At 64.9% G+C, this 16,265-nt stretch carries 19 protein-coding genes and 1 pseudogene; 7 read left to right on the top strand and 13 right to left on the bottom strand.

Annotation, left to right across the window (positions count from 1 at the left end):
• The first annotated feature begins 11 nt into the window (after positions 1-11).
• Positions 12-539 carry an REP-associated tyrosine transposase gene (locus tag SE92_RS34740; protein ID WP_084251727.1) on the top strand — a complete coding sequence of 176 codons (528 nt, stop codon included), beginning with the start codon at positions 12-14 and terminating at the stop codon, positions 537-539.
• 332 nt (positions 540-871) lie between these two features.
• Here SE92_RS34740 and SE92_RS01845 read toward each other — a convergent pair whose 3' ends face one another.
• The 8 genes from SE92_RS01845 to SE92_RS01815 form a co-directional block, all read right to left on the bottom strand.
• Positions 872-2,494: an ABC-F family ATP-binding cassette domain-containing protein gene (locus SE92_RS01845; RefSeq protein WP_063194208.1), complete on the bottom strand. Its 1,623-nt coding sequence runs from the start codon at positions 2,492-2,494 to the stop codon at positions 872-874.
• 170 nt (positions 2,495-2,664) lie between these two features.
• Positions 2,665-3,945 carry an amidohydrolase family protein gene (locus SE92_RS01840; protein ID WP_063194207.1) on the bottom strand — a complete coding sequence of 427 codons (1,281 nt, stop codon included), beginning with the start codon at positions 3,943-3,945 and terminating at the stop codon, positions 2,665-2,667.
• Positions 3,946-4,243: 298 nt separating this feature from the next.
• Positions 4,244-4,948 carry a hypothetical protein gene (locus SE92_RS01835; RefSeq protein WP_063194206.1) on the bottom strand — a complete coding sequence of 235 codons (705 nt, stop codon included), beginning with the start codon at positions 4,946-4,948 and terminating at the stop codon, positions 4,244-4,246.
• 255 nt (positions 4,949-5,203) lie between these two features.
• Positions 5,204-5,353 carry a hypothetical protein gene (locus SE92_RS35495; RefSeq protein ID WP_007591825.1) on the bottom strand — a complete coding sequence of 50 codons (150 nt, stop codon included), beginning with the start codon at positions 5,351-5,353 and terminating at the stop codon, positions 5,204-5,206.
• Positions 5,354-5,424: 71 nt separating this feature from the next.
• Entirely contained in the window at positions 5,425-6,246 is an 822-nt protein-coding gene (locus tag SE92_RS01830) for a tetratricopeptide repeat protein (protein WP_063203292.1), read from the bottom strand.
• A gap of 32 nt (positions 6,247-6,278) precedes the next feature.
• Positions 6,279-6,962 (bottom strand): substrate-binding domain-containing protein, encoded by a 684-nt coding sequence (locus tag SE92_RS01825; protein WP_063194205.1) that lies wholly within the window; start codon positions 6,960-6,962, stop codon positions 6,279-6,281.
• Between the two features lie 18 nt (positions 6,963-6,980).
• Complete coding sequence (locus SE92_RS01820) at positions 6,981-7,682, bottom strand: GrlR family regulatory protein (RefSeq protein ID WP_063194204.1); 702 nt, start codon at positions 7,680-7,682, stop codon at positions 6,981-6,983.
• 197 nt (positions 7,683-7,879) lie between these two features.
• Positions 7,880-8,914 (bottom strand): glutamine synthetase beta-grasp domain-containing protein, encoded by a 1,035-nt coding sequence (locus SE92_RS01815; protein ID WP_063194203.1) that lies wholly within the window; start codon positions 8,912-8,914, stop codon positions 7,880-7,882.
• A gap of 539 nt (positions 8,915-9,453) precedes the next feature.
• Here SE92_RS01815 and SE92_RS01810 point away from each other — a divergent pair.
• The gene (locus tag SE92_RS01810) at positions 9,454-9,657 is read left to right on the top strand and encodes a DUF2735 domain-containing protein (protein ID WP_063194202.1); all 204 of its coding nucleotides are present in this window, start codon (positions 9,454-9,456) and stop codon (positions 9,655-9,657) included.
• 113 nt (positions 9,658-9,770) lie between these two features.
• Here SE92_RS01810 and SE92_RS01805 read toward each other — a convergent pair whose 3' ends face one another.
• The gene (locus tag SE92_RS01805; protein WP_063194201.1) at positions 9,771-10,082 is read right to left on the bottom strand and encodes an MliC family protein; all 312 of its coding nucleotides are present in this window, start codon (positions 10,080-10,082) and stop codon (positions 9,771-9,773) included.
• An 82-nt stretch (positions 10,083-10,164) separates the two neighbouring features.
• Between SE92_RS01805 and SE92_RS01800 the strand changes: the two genes are divergently transcribed.
• Together SE92_RS01800 and SE92_RS01795 are read left to right on the top strand one after the other, a co-directional pair.
• A complete protein-coding gene (locus SE92_RS01800; RefSeq protein WP_063203291.1) occupies positions 10,165-10,908 on the top strand; it encodes a tyrosine-protein phosphatase in 744 nt (247 codons plus the stop codon).
• Positions 10,909-10,932: 24 nt separating this feature from the next.
• Positions 10,933-11,613 (top strand): SDR family oxidoreductase, encoded by a 681-nt coding sequence (locus SE92_RS01795; protein WP_063194200.1) that lies wholly within the window; start codon positions 10,933-10,935, stop codon positions 11,611-11,613.
• On the opposite strand, the gene SE92_RS01790 is transcribed toward SE92_RS01795, so the two are convergent.
• Positions 11,614-11,961 (bottom strand): GrlR family regulatory protein, encoded by a 348-nt coding sequence (locus tag SE92_RS01790; protein WP_063203290.1) that lies wholly within the window; start codon positions 11,959-11,961, stop codon positions 11,614-11,616.
• A gap of 127 nt (positions 11,962-12,088) precedes the next feature.
• Between SE92_RS01790 and SE92_RS01785 the strand changes: the two genes are divergently transcribed.
• Positions 12,089-12,793, top strand: coding sequence for a DUF2161 domain-containing phosphodiesterase (locus SE92_RS01785; protein ID WP_063194199.1), 705 nt, complete (start codon positions 12,089-12,091; stop codon positions 12,791-12,793).
• Positions 12,794-12,870: 77 nt separating this feature from the next.
• Positions 12,871-13,170 carry a hypothetical protein gene (locus SE92_RS01780; protein WP_063194198.1) on the top strand — a complete coding sequence of 100 codons (300 nt, stop codon included), beginning with the start codon at positions 12,871-12,873 and terminating at the stop codon, positions 13,168-13,170.
• Between the two features lie 78 nt (positions 13,171-13,248).
• On the opposite strand, the gene SE92_RS01775 is transcribed toward SE92_RS01780, so the two are convergent.
• Both SE92_RS01775 and SE92_RS01770 read right to left on the bottom strand, forming a co-directional pair.
• Positions 13,249-13,854 carry a GNAT family N-acetyltransferase gene (locus SE92_RS01775; RefSeq protein ID WP_063194197.1) on the bottom strand — a complete coding sequence of 202 codons (606 nt, stop codon included), beginning with the start codon at positions 13,852-13,854 and terminating at the stop codon, positions 13,249-13,251.
• Between the two features lie 152 nt (positions 13,855-14,006).
• Positions 14,007-14,405 (bottom strand): PaaI family thioesterase, encoded by a 399-nt coding sequence (locus SE92_RS01770; protein ID WP_063194196.1) that lies wholly within the window; start codon positions 14,403-14,405, stop codon positions 14,007-14,009.
• Between the two features lie 119 nt (positions 14,406-14,524).
• Here SE92_RS01770 and SE92_RS01765 point away from each other — a divergent pair.
• Positions 14,525-15,309: pseudogene (locus SE92_RS01765) on the top strand (cobalamin-binding protein).
• 92 nt (positions 15,310-15,401) lie between these two features.
• Here the strand turns inward: SE92_RS01765 and SE92_RS01760 are convergent.
• Positions 15,402-16,265 (bottom strand): aminotransferase class V-fold PLP-dependent enzyme (locus tag SE92_RS01760; RefSeq protein ID WP_063194195.1); only part of this gene is annotated, 864 nt, incomplete at its 5' end.

The raw sequence follows: 16,265 nt of genomic DNA, 5'->3' as shown, positions 1-16,265 counted from the left end.
AAGGTGCTTGCTTGGTTCGCTATCGGCGCAACGTCGTCCCTGGCGGGACCTTCTTTTTCACCGCGACGCTGTATGATCGAAGATCATCTGCGCTGCTAGACCATGTTGACAAGCTCCGCGGCGCATTCCGTGTGACACGCCTCGAAAGCCCATTCACGGTCGATGCAATCGTTATCCTGCCCGATCATCTGCATGTCATCATGACACTCCCGGAAGGTGACTCGGATTACTCGGGTCGATGGAGGCGCATCAAGAGCGTATTCACGCATCGAGTGGTCGCTTCTGGTACATCGGTCCCTCACAATCATCGCGGCGAGTTCGCTCTCTGGCAACGACGATTCTGGGAGCACACAATTCGCAACGACACTGATTTCGAGCGCTGCGCCGACTACATCCATTTCAATCCCGTCAAGCACGGGCTCGTCGCATCGCCGTCCGACTGGCCATACTCGTCACTGCACCGCTACGTTCGCGCGGGCATATTGCCTGCCGATTGGGGTGGCGTCGGCCAGATCAGCGGCAACTTTGGCGAACGCTGAGAGTGATTCCCGGATGGCGCTGCGCTCCATCCGGGCTACGAACCTCTCTGGTGCCCTGTAGCCCGGATGGAGCGCAGCGTCATCCGGGGCCGGACCATCCGCATCGCACCACCGCCAGCGCGGCCACCAACCCCGGATTACGCTATCGCTCCATCCGGGCTACGAAACTCTCTGCTGCCCTGTAGCCCGGATGGAGCGAAGCGTCATCCGGGGCCGGACCATCCGCATCGCGCCACCGCCAGCGCGGCCACGAACCCCGGATTACGCTTCGCTCCATCCAGGCTACGGGCCTCACCGCATCCTTATCGCTCCATCCGGGCTACCGATCGCAACTACGACCGCAACCCCGGCGCTTCCTGCCCGGTGCGCGCGACGTATTCCGTGTAGCCGCCGCCGAACTGGTGGATGCCGTCCGGCGTCAGCTCCAGCACGCGGTTCGACAGCGTCGCCAGAAAGTGGCGGTCATGCGAGACGAACAGCATGGTGCCTTCGAAATCCGACAGCGCATTGATCAGCATTTCCTTGGTGGCGAGGTCGAGATGGTTGGTCGGCTCGTCCAGCACCAGGAAGTTCGGCGGGTCGAACAGCATCTTGGCCATCACAAGGCGCGCCTTCTCCCCGCCCGAGAGCACGCGGCAACGCTTCTCGACATCGTCGCCGGAGAAGCCGAAGCAGCCCGCCAGCGCACGCAAGCTTCCCTGCCCCGCGGTCGGAAACGCGTATTCCAGCGACTCGAACACCGTCTGCTCGCCGTCGAGCAGATCCATCGCGTGCTGGGCGAAATAGCCCATCTTGACGCTGCCGCCGACCGCGACCGTCCCCTCATCAGGCTCGCTCGCGCCCGCGACGAGCTTGAGCAGCGTCGACTTGCCGGCGCCGTTGACGCCCATCACGCACCAGCGCTCCCTGCGGCGGATCATGAAATCCAGCCCGTCATAGATGCGCTTTGAGCCATAGCCCTTGTGGACGTTCTTGAGCGCCACGACGTCCTCGCCCGAGCGCGGCGCCGGCGGAAAATCGAACGCGATTGACTGGCGGCGGCGCGGCGGCTCGACCCGCTCGATCTTGTCGAGCTTCTTGACCCGGCTCTGCACCTGGGCCGCGTGCGAGGCGCGCGCCTTGAAGCGTTCGATGAACTTGATCTCCTTGGCGAGCATGGCCTGCTGGCGCTCGAACTGCGCCTGCTGCTGCTTCTCGTTCTGCGCGCGCTGCTGCTCGTAGAACTCGTAATCGCCGGTATAGGTCGTGAGCGAGCCGCTATCGATCTCGATCACCTTGGAGATCACGCGGTTGATGAACTCGCGGTCATGCGAGGTCATCAGCAACGTGCCTTCGTAGTCGTGCAGGAATTTTTCCAGCCAGATCAGGCTTTCGAGATCGAGATGGTTGCTCGGCTCGTCGAGCAGCATCACGTCGGGGCGCATCAAAAGAATCCGCGCCAGCGCCACGCGCATCTTCCAGCCGCCCGAGAGCTTGCCGACGTCGCCGTCCATCATCTCCTGGCTGAAGCCGAGGCCGGACAAAGCCTCGCGCGCCCGACCGTCGAGCGCGTAGCCGTCGAGCTCCTCGAAGGCGTGCTGCACCTCGCCGTACCGCGCGATGATCTCGTCCATCTGGTCGGCCTTGTCGGGGTCGGCCATCGCAACCTCGAGCTGATGCAACTCGGCCGCGACCTCGCTGACAGGCCCTGCGCCATTCATCACCTCGGCCACGGCGCTACGGCCAGACATTTCGCCGACGTCCTGGTTGAAATAGCCGATGGTAATACCGCGATCGGTCGAGACCTGCCCCTCGTCGGGCAGTTCCTCGCCGGCGATCATCCGGAAGAGCGTGGTCTTGCCCGCGCCATTCGGGCCGACAAGCCCGATCTTCTCGCCCTTGTTGAGGGCGGCGGAAGCTTCGATGAACAGGATCTGGTGGCCGGCTTGCTTGCTGACGTTGTCGAGGCGGATCATGAGGTCTTTTTTGGGGGATTTTTGCGTTGCAGCGTCATAGGCCATACGGCCCCCAAGGGGAAGCCCGGCGGGGTACGGATTCGACCCCACCGGCCCTTCCCGCCGCTCCACCGCGTCGCGTTCGTCCAGGCGGCCTCGACAATCGCTGAGACCATCGCCTCCGCTAGCCGCTACCTCACAGCGAACGGCGCCTGATAAGGCCGGCCGAACGGCACGCCGTTGATGACGGTCTGGATCGGCTTGAGCTGGACCGTCCCGTCCCTCTTGTTGTTGCGGGTGTCGAGGAAGCTGACCGGCCCCTCCACCAGTTCCATGATGGCGACATCGCCGGGTGCGCCGACTTGCAGCGTGCCGATCTTGGGCGCGCGGCTGATGATTTTCGCCGGAGCGATCGTGGCCATTGCGACCACCTGCTCCAGCGAGAAGCCCAGCGTCATGAACTTGCTCATCACGTTGGGCAGGAAGGGGATGCCCGGCGAATTGCCGGAGAAGACGTGGATGTCGGAAGAGATCGTGTCCGGCGTGCATCCGCCGGGGATCGCCACTTCCGCCACGGTGAAATCAAAGCTGCCGCCGCCATGGCCGACGTCGAACAGGACGCCGCGCTGCTTGGCCGCCAGGGCCGCAGGCAGCAGCTTGCCGTCCTGGACGATATTGGTGAAGACGTTCGACATGTTCGGGGCGCCCGAATAGGCGTGCGTCAGCACGTCGCCCGGACGGAGCAAGTCGAGGATCTGCGACATCAGCTCCTTGGACTCGACGCCGCCGATATGCACCATCATTTTCGCCGGCCAGCCGCACATCTCGCATGCCTGGATCCCGCGCTTCAGCGGCTCGAGCCCGTGCTTGTAGATCACGTTCTCTGACATCCGCACTTTGACCCCGAGCAGGAAATCGGCGTTTTCGGCGAGCGCCATCGCGCAGGCCTCGGTCTGTGCGACGTCGATATTGTAGAGCTCGGCGGCCGGGAACGCCGACAGGCCGTTGTTGGCGATATGGACGAAGGCGTACATCCGCGCCCGCGTCTGGGCCACGATGAACCGGCGCAACGCCGCCAGATTATTGACGCCGGCATCGCCTGCCGAGACGACGGTCGTCGTGGCCTGGAATTGCACGAGCTCGTCAGCGGGGATGCCGATCGCCGAGCCGTAAGGATAGACGTGGCAATGCAGATCGATGAGGCCGGGCATCACGAGCTTGCCCGACGCGTCGATGCTCTTCAGCGCGCGTTCGGCGGAGATCGCCTCCTGCACCGTTTCGATCACGCCCCAGCGGATGCCGATATCGCGCCTGGCGCGCAGCGACTGGCTGGGGTCGAGGATCTCACCGCCGCGGATCACCAGATCGTATTTGTCGTTCGGCCCCATCGCGGCGCGCGCGGGCGCGGCGAGACTGATGGCTGCGGCTGATGTCGAGAGTGCGAGGAAATCGCGGCGTGACAACGCGGACATGATGGCTTCCCCCTGTGCTTTTATTTACGGCTACCGCCGGTTTTGACCAGCAAATCCCCTTCCCGCGCCAAAGTCGAGTTCAGAATGAGATACAGTCCGCCCAACAGAGCGATCTCCCAGCTTTCCCTGCCAGCAGCGCGTCGCCAAGACTGAAGCAAGCCTGCGCCGCAGTGCCCCCGCCAGCAAAGCAGTGGGGCTGTTGCGGCGACGTCCGCGCCGTACTGGAGGCCAGGGACGCCGCACACCGGCGAGATTGTCCTCGCCGTGACCAAGTCTACAACGCTTGTCTGAACCCGCCCTACGCCCGCCGCATCAGCTTGAGCGAGGCTGCCAGCCGCAGGCTCCGCTTGCCGGCCAGCGCAATGCCCTCGAGCTCGCCGCTGTCCTCGTTGCAGGTCCCGGAGAATCCGATCCCGACCTCGAAGCCGCCGAACACGGGATTCTCGCCCTTCGCAGGCGTGTGCTCCTGGTTGAGCATCTCGCCCTTCCAGCGGCCGTCCGCCGAGGAATAGGAGCCGAGATAGTAGAAGAAGGCATCGCCGCCGAGGATGCGCCCGTCGATCAGCAGCATCACGCCGGAGAGGCTGGCCTCGACGCCGTCGAGCGCCCTCAGGCTCATGCCGTAGAGCCCGTTGGCGATGCCGCCCGGCCCGATCGTGCCGCGCGGCGGCAACGCCCCGTCGTCGAGCCGCGTGAGATTGGCCCAGAAATGGGCGCCGGGCATGGTGTTCGCGCCGCCCTGCAGACGGATCTCGTTGCCATGGAGCCGGCCGCGCGCGCCGATCGAGGCGACGTCGGCGCCCATCAGCGGCTTGTAGTTGGGATCGAGATTATGTCGCTCGGTGATCACCTCGGCGACGATCTCGTCGCCCTGCTCGGCATAGGTGCCAAGATGCGCGAAGCCCGAATTGCCGCCCAGCATCTTGCCGTCATGCAGGCACATGATGCTGCGTCCGAACGCATCGTTGACGCCGTATTCAACCTTGTACAGTCCGTCCAGCAACGCACCAAGCCCACAACATCGGAAAGGAACGCGGGCTACCTAGCATTGCCGCCGCTGCCAGGCCATCCGGCTTTTGCGCGCAGGGCCCTTGCGGAGCGCCTCCCTGCCGCGATGCCATCATGCTCCTGTTTTGCCCGACCGGTCAAAGCGGATTTCGCAAAATCCGTGGCTCGCAATTCCGCTGCGATTTCAAGGCCCCGGCTACTGTGCATGGGGTTGTTTTCGAGATTTCTGTTTTGGCGGTCGGCTCGCGCGTCAGTGACGCTTGAAATACTGCACCTCGCGCTCGTGCTTTTCGGCGGCCGCACGGCTCCTGAAGGTGCCGAGGTTGCGGCGCTTGCCGGTCTTGGGGTTCACCTTGCGTGAATAGAGGCGGTATTCGCCCGACGCCAGCTTGCGGATCATGATCGCGCTCCGTTGTGTCCGGACGTCAACAGCGGACGCACAAGCCAGGTTCCGCCAAATGCCGGCTCTGTTCAGAAGCACAGCGTGGTGACGAGCTTGCCTTGCTTGTCCTTGATCGCGTAGGGGCAGCGCAGCCGCTCCAGCGCCTTCTTGGCGTCCTCGTCGCCGAGCGCTGAGGCGCGCTCGTAATAGGCTTTCGCGGCGTCCTTGTCCTTGGGCCCGCCGCGACCGCCTTCCGCAAAGGCGCCCATCCGTTCCAGCGCGCCGGGATGGTTTTGCGCGGCCGCCTTCTCGAACAGCGCACGGGCCGCGACGTCGTCCTTCGCACCGCCCGAACCTTCGGAGAGCATCAGGCCGAGCTGGTACTGCGCTTCCGCGTTGGTCTCGGCAGCCTTGCCGAGCAGCGCGCGCGCCTGCGCGGGATCGGCCGGCGCAGCGCCACCTGCGCCGCCGAGCGCAGCGAGATTGCTGATGCCGCGGGGATTGCCGGATTGCGCCGCCTTCTCGAAGAGTTTTCGCGCCTGGGCTTCGTCCTTGGCGATCCCGGAGCCGGTTCCGTAGGCGACGCCGAGCTCGACCATGGCCGCGCTCGATCCCTTGTCGGCCGCCTTGCGCCAGGCGGCGAGCGCCTCCGCCGTCTGCCGGTTGGCCGCATAGGCGCGGCCGAGCGCGAACATTGCACGGCGCGAGGACGGCGCGGCCTGTTTGCAGAACTTGATCGCGGTCGCGATGTCGGCGGATGCGATCTCGGCGACGCCCCTCACGTCGGCCGGCTTGTCGGGATCGCTGGGATCAGCCGCCACGCGGTCGCACAGCACAAGATCAGCCGATTGCGCATGCGCAGTCAGCGGCGCGGCGAGCAAAAGGAGCATTGCAAAAAGACAAGTCCGCATGAACACCACGTTGCGCTCCGGCTCCGGCAAATTCATGGCTCAAGTCCCGATTGGCGCAACACGGGCACGACCTCAGGCGAGGCCAGATAGCGCAGCAACTGGTCGGCAGCGTCGGCATGTCTTGCGTTCGCCATGCGGCCGGCAGAGAACACCGCCGGCGTCTGCAATTCGTGCGGGATCGGTCCCACCACCTCGATTCCTTCGACCTGCTTCAGCTCGCTGATCTGCTGCACGGCGAGATCAGCCTCGCCATTGACGAGACGCAGCGCCGTGAAGCCCTGCTCGACGATGGTGGCCCTGGCGTTGATCTCGGCCGCGATCCCCATCCGGACGATCAACTGGCCGAAGTAGACGCCGCTCGCGCCCAGCCGCGAATAAGCGACGGACCGGGCCGCAACCAGCGTCCGGCGCAGCGCCGCTTCACTACCGATGTCGGGATGCGCCTGCCCTGCCCGCACGGCAATGCCGACATAGGAGCGCGCCAGATCGACCGCGCCCTTCGCGAGCACGCGGCCCTCCGCGATGATCTCGTCCAGCCCCTCGCGTGTGAGGATCACGAGATCGGCGGCCTCGCCGCCGCGCAAGCGCTTCAGCAGCGCCAGCGTTGGCGCGAAGTCCGCATCGACCTGGATGCCTGCTTCAGCCTCGAAGGCGGAGGACAGGCTGCGCATCGCGCCCATCAGGCCGAGCGTCGAGAGCATGCGAATTGTTTCCATGAGCTATTCCCGTCGTGATCAGGCCCGATGCATCAGCTTGAGCGCGGCGGTCAGGCGCAGCGAGCGCTTGCCGGCGAGCGCGGTCGCCTCCAGCACCGCCTCCTCCGCGTCGTAGCGGCCGGAGAAGCCGATGCCGACTTCATGGCCACCGAAGATCGGATCGTCCTTGGCCGGCGTGTGCTCCTGGTTGAGGATCTGGCCCTTCCAGCGCCCGTTCGCGGCGGCGTAGCTGCCGAGATAGTAGAACGCCGCATCGCCGCCGAGGATGCGGCCCTGGTTGAGCAGCATCACGCCGGTGAGGCCGCCGTCGAGACCGTCGAGCATGCGCAGATGGATGGAGTAGAGGCCGTCGGCAATGCCGTCCGCGCCGACGCTGCCGGCAATCGGCACCTCGTCGTCGGTGATCGGCGTCATCAGCGACTGGAACGGAACGCCGGGCAGCTCCTTCAACTCCCCCGTTAAGCGATAGAGGTCGCCGTCGGCCCAGCCCTTCGCGATCAAGGTCGCATCATCCGTTCCGGCCATGGCACGGTAATTCGGATCCGGGTTGTGTCGAACGGTCTTAATGACAATGTCGACGCCGGCGTCGGTTGGTTCATAGGTGCCGATATGGGCGAAAGCCGAATTGCCGCCCAGCAGCTTGCCGTTCGCCACATGCATCACGCTCCGGCCGACTGCGTTGCCGAGCTGAAATCTCGTCTTGTAGAAACCCTCAAACACCAGCCGTCCCCGGCCCCGCGCATATTCTGGGGGCACTCTATCCCGCTTTGGGTGGCGATGGACAGGCTTCGGGTCGGCATGGCCGCCAGACTCACAACAACGGCTGTCACCAGAACGCAAAAATCCGCCGGAGCCTTGCAGCTCCGGCGGATTGAGCACCAACCCGGGCCAGCCCCCCAGCCCGGGCCGGGAGGATCTTAGGCCGCGGCCTTCTTGTCGGCGGGCACGGACGCGATCGTCTTCAGGATCTGCGAAGCGATCTGGTATGGGTCGCCCTGCGAGTTCGGACGGCGGTCTTCCAGATAGCCCTTATAACCGTTGTTGACGAAGGAGTGCGGAACGCGGATCGAGGCGCCGCGATCAGCCACGCCGTAGCTGAACTTGTTCCACGGCGCAGTCTCGTGCTTGCCGGTCAGACGCTTGTCGTTGTCCGGGCCGTAGACGGCGATGTGGTCCATCAGGTTCTTGTCGAAGGCAGCCATCAGCGCCTCGAAATACTCCTTGCCGCCCACGGTGCGCATGTACTCGGTCGAGAAGTTGGCGTGCATGCCGGAGCCGTTCCAGTCGGTGTCGCCGAGCGGCTTGCAGTGGAATTCGATGTCGATGCCGTACTTCTCGGTGAGGCGCAGCATCAGGTAGCGGGCCATCCACATTTCGTCAGCGGCCTTCTTGGAGCCCTTGCCGAAGATCTGGAATTCCCACTGGCCCTTGGCGACTTCCGCGTTGATGCCTTCATGGTTGATGCCGGCAGCCAGGCAGAGGTCGAGATGCTCTTCGACGATCTTGCGGGCGACGTCGCCGACATTCGAGTAGCCGACGCCGGTGTAGTACGGACCCTGCGGAGCCGGATAGCCCGAAGCCGGGAATCCGAGCGGACGGCCATCCTTGTAGAAGAAGTATTCCTGCTCGAAGCCGAACCAGGCGCCGGCGTCGTCGAGAATGGTGGCGCGCTTGTTGGAGGCGTGCGGGGTCTTGCCGTCGGGCATCATGACTTCGCACATCACCAGTACGCCGTTGGTGCGCGCGGCGTCCGGGAACACGGCGACCGGCTTCAGCACGCAATCGGAGCTGTGGCCTTCGGCCTGCTGGGTGGAGGAGCCATCGAAGCCCCAGAGCGGAAGCTGCTCGAGCGTCGGGAACGACGCGAATTCCTTGATCTGAGTTTTGCCGCGCAAATTCGGAGTCGGCGTATATCCGTCGAGCCAGATGTACTCGAGCTTATACTTGGTCATTGAGCCTCTCTGTAGATGATGCGAAAGGTTGGGGGCCTGGAGGCCCCCGAACGTTTTGTACCCGGCCACCATCGGCCGGCCCTTTACAAGCATTTAACGTGCCAAAAGGCCGCACTGCGGGAGGTTTTCCACCGCGGCCAAAGTCGCTTTGCGGTGACCAGACTGCCGCCTGCGATATGCGTCATAGCCGCGCACCTTTGCGTGTAGCTGCAACGCAAAAACTCCGGGGAAATCGCCCGATTCTGAAGCAGACGGCGCGGCAACGGAGGTTGCCGATGAAACGCGCATCAACCGCCAGCAATTTTCGCAAAGTCGCCCGGCCCTGCCCAGCAACCTTTGGAATGGCCCAGGCGTTGGTCATCACCCCCCTGCCTTAGGGGATGCAGACCTTCGTCTGCCTACATATTGGGCGGCAACTGATTTCCTTTTCAGCACTTCCCATCTCGGGGGACGCGGCCGATATGGGGATTCCAGTAACCACAATCGAACGAGTCGGGCGCACCATGGAGGCTAATGCGCTTCGACCAAGGAGAATCGCAATGATGAACAATGGTCTGAGTCACGGATCGGCAACGATCTACCAATTCCCGGTCGGGGGCCGCGCAGCTCTCGCTGGACGCCGCTATGGCGAGACCCGCCTTCCTGCCGATCACGCGTCGCTTCCCGCCAACGCCTCGATCTGCAGCGACAGCTGGTATCACCAGGACGCAGTCGACGACGCCAAGCCGAAATGGGATCGCTGATGCCCGTGCTTGGTTTGAAACCACCGCGCTCGCGCAAGCGTCCGGCGGCAGCTCCAAAAGGGTCGAAACAACGATGTTTCGGCCCTTTTTGATTCTCGCGTGAACGCCGCCATTCAGATCACCGCGCAGGCCGTCGCCGGCCGCTTCAGATGCTTGACCGTGGTGGTCCCGGACTTGCCGAGAGTCAGCGTGATACCGGCCCCCGAATAGCGTATGCCGGAGACCGTCAGCCGCTTTGCGAGCGTGACCGGCTCGCCGTCGATCTGGAGAAACGCCCGCTTGTCATACTCATAGAACCCGACGATGAACTGCGTCCCGTCGGTGCAGCGATAGGTCTTGAACGTCTGCGCTTCAGTCTGCCGCGCGCCGGAGATTGCGGCGGCCAGCATGGTGGCCCCCAAAAGAATGGCCTTGTGCCGGACCATGTTCGCCCCCTGTAATAGACCTCAAGAACGCCGCCTCGCGCGTGGAACCATAGCCGAAGCCGATCCGATGCAAGACTCTTCTCTGAGAGACTCCCCTGCCCGCCACCTCGCCTTGCAAGGCGCCAGCAATTTTCGCGATCTCGGCGGCTATCGCACCTCCGATGGCCGCACCACCCGCTGGCGGCACATCTTCCGCTCCAACCATCTTGGCCAGCTCACCGCCGCCGATGTCGAGATCGTCCGTGCGCTGGGCGTGCGCAGCGCGTTCGATTTCCGTGGGGTCGAGGAGCGCGCGTCCGGCGTCTGCGTCGTCAACGAGATCACGGTGCATTCGCTGCCGATCGAGCCGAGCGTGGTGGCTGCGCTGCGTACCGAACTCGCGCAGGGCACGCTGACCGCGTCGGTCGCGCTGGAGCTGATGCGCGAATCCTATCGCAACTATGTTCGCCACCACACGAGCAGCTTTCGCAGCCTGTTCGGCCACCTCCTCGAAGACCGCGCGCCGCTGGTGATTCACTGCACCGCCGGCAAGGATCGCACCGGCTTTGCCAGCGCGCTGATCCTGCACGCGCTCGGCGTGCCCGATGACGTTATCGCCGAGGACTACCTGCTCACCAACCAGCACTACAAGCGCGATGCGACGGCGGCCACCGAGCTGCCGGAAGACGTGCGGAGCGCCATTGGCAGCGTCGAAGCCTCTTACCTTGCCGCGGCGTTCGAAGCCGTCGGCGAGGAATACGGCGACATCGAAACCTATTTGCGCGACGGGCTCAGCCTCGGCACGGCGGAGCGAGCCGCGCTGAAGGCGCGCTATCTGCAATCATAGGCGGCCCGCGCCGGGAGAACGACGATGCAAGGCAAGGTTCTGGTCGTGACAGGCGCGCGCGGCGCGCTCGGCAAGGTCGTCGTAGACATCGCACAGGCGCGCGGCGCGCGCGTTGCCTGCATCGATCATGCGCCTTCGCAAACCCCTGCAACGCCTGACAGCCTCGCGATCGGCGGCATCGACCTCTCCGACGTGGCGCAAGCGAAGACGGCGGTCGAAGCGGCAGCAAAGCATTTCGGTCGGCTCGATACGCTGATCAACATCGCCGGCGGCTTCGCGTTCGAAACTGTCGGCGACGGCGACATCGAGAGTTGGCAGCGCATGTACGCACTCAATGTCCTGACCGCGCTCCATGCTTCGCGCGCGGCGCTGCCGCATCTCGCCGCGTCCAAGGCCGGCCGCATCGTCAATATCGGCGCCATGGGCGCGCTCCAGGCCGGCAGCGGCATGGGACCTTACGCGGCCTCGAAGGCAGGCGTGCATCGCCTGACCGAAGCCCTCGCGAACGAGTGGAAGGGCAAGGTCACAGTCAACGCGGTGCTGCCGTCGATCATGGACACCGCGGCCAACCGCGCCGACATGCCGAAGGCAGACTTCTCCAAATGGGTGACGCCGCAGGAACTCGCCGAGGTCATCCTGTTCCTTGCCAGCGACGCCGCAAGCGGCATCACGGGCGCGCTGATCCCGGTCGGCGGACGGGTGTGATCAATCCGGCACCAGCAGCCGCAGATTACCCTTGAAACGGATGCTCTGCTTGCCGGCGAGCGCGATGCCTTCGCCATAGGCCGTGTCGTCGGTATAGGTGCCGCTGAAACCGATGGTCACGACCTTGCGGCCCCACACCGGGCGCTCGTCGAACGAAGGCGAGTGCTCCTCGTTGGTCAATTCGCCCTTCCATTTGCCGTCGGCCGAGGTGTAGCTGCCGTAGGCGAAGAAGAATGAATCGCCGCCCCGCATGGTGCCGTCGCGCAGCACCATGACGCCCTGATTGCCGCCCTGCACAGCATCGAGCATTTCGATACGGATGTGATAGAGCCCGTTCCTGATTGTCATCTTCGTCAAGCGCCCGGCCGTCCCGGTCGCAGGATAATCGCACCGCCCGTTCCCGATCAAATGGCGCGGAGGCCGTGGTCCGGATCCAGGCTAGACTGCCGCAACTGATTCTCCGATCGGATACCCCTTGGAAACCGCGCTTTACCTGCCCGTCAAACGTTTCCTCGAAGAGCTCGGCTTCACGGTGAAGGGCGAGATCGGCGGCTGCGATCTCGTGGGGCTCAGCGCCGGCGATCCGCCGGTCGTGATCATCGGCGAGCTGAAGCTCGCCTTCAATCTCGAGCTGATCCTGCAGGCGGTCGATCGCGCATCGGCGGCCGACGAGGTCTGGATCGCCGCGAAGATGTCGATCCGGGGCAAGGGGCGCGAGAGCGACGCACGCTATCGCAATCTCTGCCGCCGCCTCGGCTTCGGCATGCTCGGCGTCACCGATCGCGGCCAGGTCGAGGTGCTGGTGAAGCCGCCGACGGCAGCGCCGCGCCGCGAGCCGAAGCTGCGCTCGCGCCTCGTCGCCGAGCATCAGCGCCGCCAGGGCGATCCCGCGCTCGGTGGCAGCACCCGTTCGCCGATCATGACGGCCTATCGGCAGCAGGCCTTGGCCTGCGCCTCGGCGCTCGCTGACGGGCCGCGGCGCGTACGCGAATTGCGCGAACGCTGTCCTGATGCCGGCAAGATCTTGCTTAACAATGTGTATGGCTGGTTCGAGCGGGCCGACCGGGGAATCTACGGGCTCACCGAGGCCGGACGGGCGGCCCTGAAACGCTGGCCACAGCAGCGGATCGAGGTCGATACCGGTGGTGCGTCACTGCTGCGACACCCGACCGGTGCATAGCTGAGATGCCACACCAATTTCATATTGCAATGCAACATTGGTGGCACTAGGTATCCCGGCATCAAAACGAGGCCGTTATGAGCGCAGACTGGAATACCAAATATGGCACGCGGCGCGTCCGCCATGATCCGCCCACGCTGGACGAGGCGATCTTCGCCGCCATCGGCATCACGGACGATCACGAGCAGCAGGCCGAGATCGCCGCGGCCTTGATGGGGATGCCGCTCGATGTCGTGCAGGCCGAGGTGAAGAAGCAGGCGCGCACCAACAGCCGCATCACCGCGACGCGCGTGATCGCGGGCGAACAGGGTGCACAGCGCTCCGTGGTGGTCGAACGCCGCGTGGTCCGCCGATTCGGCACGCGCACGGGAACCTAAGCTCTCTTCACGCCCTCCGAAACGCAAAAGCGGACCGGCCACGCCGGTCCGCTTTTTGATTCAACGCGCCATTCGAACTCAGGCGGCGCGATTGCCATACATGCTGGAGATGATCTTCCAGCATGTCGAATTGAGGCTCAGAAGCGCGCGCCCGGCCGTGAAGGGCGACGCCGCGAGATCGGCGAGTTCGGCTTCGGGCGTCTTGGCGAGTTCGATCGTGCCGGTCGATTCGCCGTGACGGAACGCCAGGTGCGCCCCGAACTTCCTGGCGAGTGCCCGCATCGCGTGGTTCTCGGCGCCCGTGGTGATGCGCAGGGTCTTGTAGCCCTTCCAGCGCGCCTCCGCGATCAGGCGGCGGAACAGCACGGTGCCGACGCCCTGGCGGCGCGCCGAGGCTTCCACGCTGAAAGCGACTTCAGGCAAGGCTTCGCCTTCCGGCGGATGCAGCTCGGCAGCACCGCGGACCATGCCGTCGACGATATAGGCAACGATCACGGTGCCGTCCTCGGCACAGCGGGCGGCGTAACGCTCGATGAAACTGTCGTCGAGAAAGCCGTTGAAACGGTCGTGCCGGCTTGCGGCATCGAGCCTTAGCAGGTGATCCCGCAGCAGCGGTAATTCTTCCTGCTGGATCAGGGTCCGCACGTAGCCCGGGGCGGTGCGGACAGTCTCTTCAAGTACCACGTCAAAACTCCTCTTGGTGTCCCTCGAGGAGGCGTTCGAATCCCTAGGCCCCCTATATTGTGCATCGCAGCATCTTTTGCAAGACGAGGACCTGCCCAAGTTAGAGGCACCGCAAACGACTAATTCGTTAACAAAATCAAAGCCCCGTAGTCTTACAGGACCAGCTGGGTCTGGGTGACCACGGCAACCAGCTTGCCATCCTCGGTTTCCAGCCGGGTCGTCCAGACCTGGGTCCGCCGGCCCCGATGGACCGGGGTTGCGGTGGCAATCACCGTGGTTCCCTCCTTGGCCCCGCCGATGAAATTGGTCTTGCTCTCCAGTGTGGTGGTACCCTTGGCATCCTCCGGCAGGTTGATCACGGTCGCGGCCGCCCCGACGGAATCGGCCAGCGCCATCACCGCCCCGCCATGGATGGTGTGGTGGAGCGTACAGAGATCAGGCCGGACCATCATGCGCGCCACCACGCGATCCTTGCCGGCCTCGATGAACTCGACGCCCTTGAGCTCGGCGAACGGCATCTTCATCGCTTTAAGCTTTTCGAGCGGCGTCATCAGATGTCCTCCCAATTGATTGTTGTCCCAGCGTGAATTGCTTCGTGCAGCAAAGCAATGACGTCGGAGGTCATGAGCGTGCTGACATCGGCGCGCACATTGTGCATAGGCTCCAGCCCATGCGCCATTTCCCGCCCCGCCGGATCGTTTGCCTGACCGAGGAGACCGTCGAAACGCTGTACCTGCTCGGCGAGCAGGACCGCATCGTCGGCGTCTCCGGCTACGCGGTTCGTCCGCCGCAGGTGCGGCGCGAGAAACCGCGGGTCTCGGCGTTCGTCTCGGCCGACATCCCGAAGGTCCTGGCGCTGGAACCCGATCTGGTGCTGGCCTTCTCCGACCTCCAGGCCGGGATCGTCGCCGACCTCGTTCGCGCCGGCGTCGACGTCCATGTCTTCAACCAGCGCGACGTCGCCGGCATCCTGGCGATGATCCGCACGCTCGGCGCCCTGGTCGGTGCGACGGAACGCGCCGAGACCCTCGCGCAAGGTCTGGAGCGGCGTCTGGCAGACGTCGCCGCAACGCCCCGCCCCTCGCCGCGACCAAAAGTGTATTTCGAGGAATGGGACGATCCCTTGATCTCCGGCATCGGCTGGGTCTCCGAGTTGAGATCGCCGGCGGTGAGGATGCATTCCCGGAGCTGCGCCATCGGCAGGCCGCAAAGGATCGCATCCTCTCGGCAGAGGCGGTGCGCGAGGCCGGCCCCGACATCATCCTTGCCTCGTGGTGCGGCAAGAAGGTCGTCCCGGCCCGCATCTGCGCACGCGATGGCTGGGACGAGATCCCCGCCGTGCGCGACAACCGCATCGTCGAGATCAAGTCACCGATCATCCTGCAGCCGGGACCGGCGGCGCTGACGGATGGGCTGGATGCGATCGTGGCGGCGTTGTGGGGCGAGCGCGAATAGCGAGGCCGCCACCGCTATCGTGTCCCGGACGCGCTGCAACGCCATAGCGCGTCGAAGACGCGCGTAAACGCGCTTGTGGCGTCACGGCTCGATCACGTCACCGCGTTCACGACCTGATATTCCGGCTGCCGCCACACCTCGCCGATGATCACCTCCTCGATGATCTCCGCCGCCCGCACGATGTCGCTCTCGCCGATGTACAGCGGGGTGATCCCGAACCTCATGATGTCAGGCGCGCGGAAATCGCCGATCAAGCCGCGGGCGATCAGCGCCTGCATCGCAGCGTAGCCGCCGTCGAAGGCGAAGGAGACCTGTGAGCCGCGCTGGTCGTGCGCGCGCGGGGTGACCAGCCTCAAGGACGGGCAGCGGCGCTCGACCTCGGCGATCAGGAGATCACCGAGCGCCAGCGAGCGTGCCCGCACCTCGGCCATATCGACTCGGTCCCAGATATCGAGCGAGGCCTCCAGCGCCGCCATCGCAAGCACCGGCGGTGTGCCGACGCGCATGCGTTCGACGCCGCCCGCAGCCGCATAGCCCAACTCGAACGCAAATGGCTTCGCATGCCCCATCCACCCCGACAGCGCAGCACGTGCATCGTCGGCGTGGCGCGGCGCGACGTAGAGGAAAGCCGGCGCGCCGGGGCCGCCGTTGAGATATTTGTAGGTGCAGCCCGCCGCGAAATCCGCGCCGCACCCGGCAAGATCGACCGGCAGCGCGCCGGCGGAGTGCGCGAGATCCCAGACCGTGACAATGCCGAGCGCATGCGCCTTTGCCGTGAGCTTCGTCATGTCGTGGCGGCGGCCGGTGCGATAGTCGACCTCGGTGACGTAGAGCACCGCGACCTCCTCCGACAGGGCGGCCTCGATCTCCTCCGGCGCCACCAGGCGCAATTGATGGCCGCGCCCGAGCGTCGCGATCAGGCCTTCGGCCATGTAAAGGTCGGTCGGGAAGTTGCC

It is taken from the genome of Bradyrhizobium sp. AT1 (genome assembly GCF_001590795.1).
In the GTDB taxonomy this organism is placed as follows: Bacteria; Pseudomonadota; Alphaproteobacteria; order Rhizobiales; family Xanthobacteraceae; genus Bradyrhizobium.
Note: the sequence above shows the minus strand (reverse complement) of the source record. Positions and strands in the feature narration are given on the sequence as shown.

Excerpts from the sequence above, each read along its gene's own strand:
- SE92_RS01845 (WP_063194208.1), bottom strand. The coding sequence starts at position 2,494 with ATGATCCGCCTCGACAACGTCAGCAAGCAAGCCGGCCACCAGATCCTG.
- SE92_RS01840 (WP_063194207.1), bottom strand. The coding sequence starts at position 3,945 with ATGTCCGCGTTGTCACGCCGCGATTTCCTCGCACTCTCGACATCAGCC.
- SE92_RS35495 (WP_007591825.1), bottom strand. The coding sequence starts at position 5,353 with ATGATCCGCAAGCTGGCGTCGGGCGAATACCGCCTCTATTCACGCAAG.
- SE92_RS01830 (WP_063203292.1), bottom strand. The coding sequence starts at position 6,246 with ATGCGGACTTGTCTTTTTGCAATGCTCCTTTTGCTCGCCGCGCCGCTG.
- SE92_RS01825 (WP_063194205.1), bottom strand. The coding sequence starts at position 6,962 with ATGGAAACAATTCGCATGCTCTCGACGCTCGGCCTGATGGGCGCGATG.
- SE92_RS01815 (WP_063194203.1), bottom strand. The coding sequence starts at position 8,914 with ATGACCAAGTATAAGCTCGAGTACATCTGGCTCGACGGATATACGCCG.
- SE92_RS01810 (WP_063194202.1), top strand. The coding sequence starts at position 9,454 with ATGATGAACAATGGTCTGAGTCACGGATCGGCAACGATCTACCAATTC.
- SE92_RS01805 (WP_063194201.1), bottom strand. The coding sequence starts at position 10,082 with ATGGTCCGGCACAAGGCCATTCTTTTGGGGGCCACCATGCTGGCCGCC.
- SE92_RS01795 (WP_063194200.1), top strand. The coding sequence starts at position 10,933 with ATGCAAGGCAAGGTTCTGGTCGTGACAGGCGCGCGCGGCGCGCTCGGC.
- SE92_RS01790 (WP_063203290.1), bottom strand. The coding sequence starts at position 11,961 with ATGACAATCAGGAACGGGCTCTATCACATCCGTATCGAAATGCTCGAT.
- SE92_RS01780 (WP_063194198.1), top strand. The coding sequence starts at position 12,871 with ATGAGCGCAGACTGGAATACCAAATATGGCACGCGGCGCGTCCGCCAT.
- SE92_RS01770 (WP_063194196.1), bottom strand. The coding sequence starts at position 14,405 with ATGACGCCGCTCGAAAAGCTTAAAGCGATGAAGATGCCGTTCGCCGAG.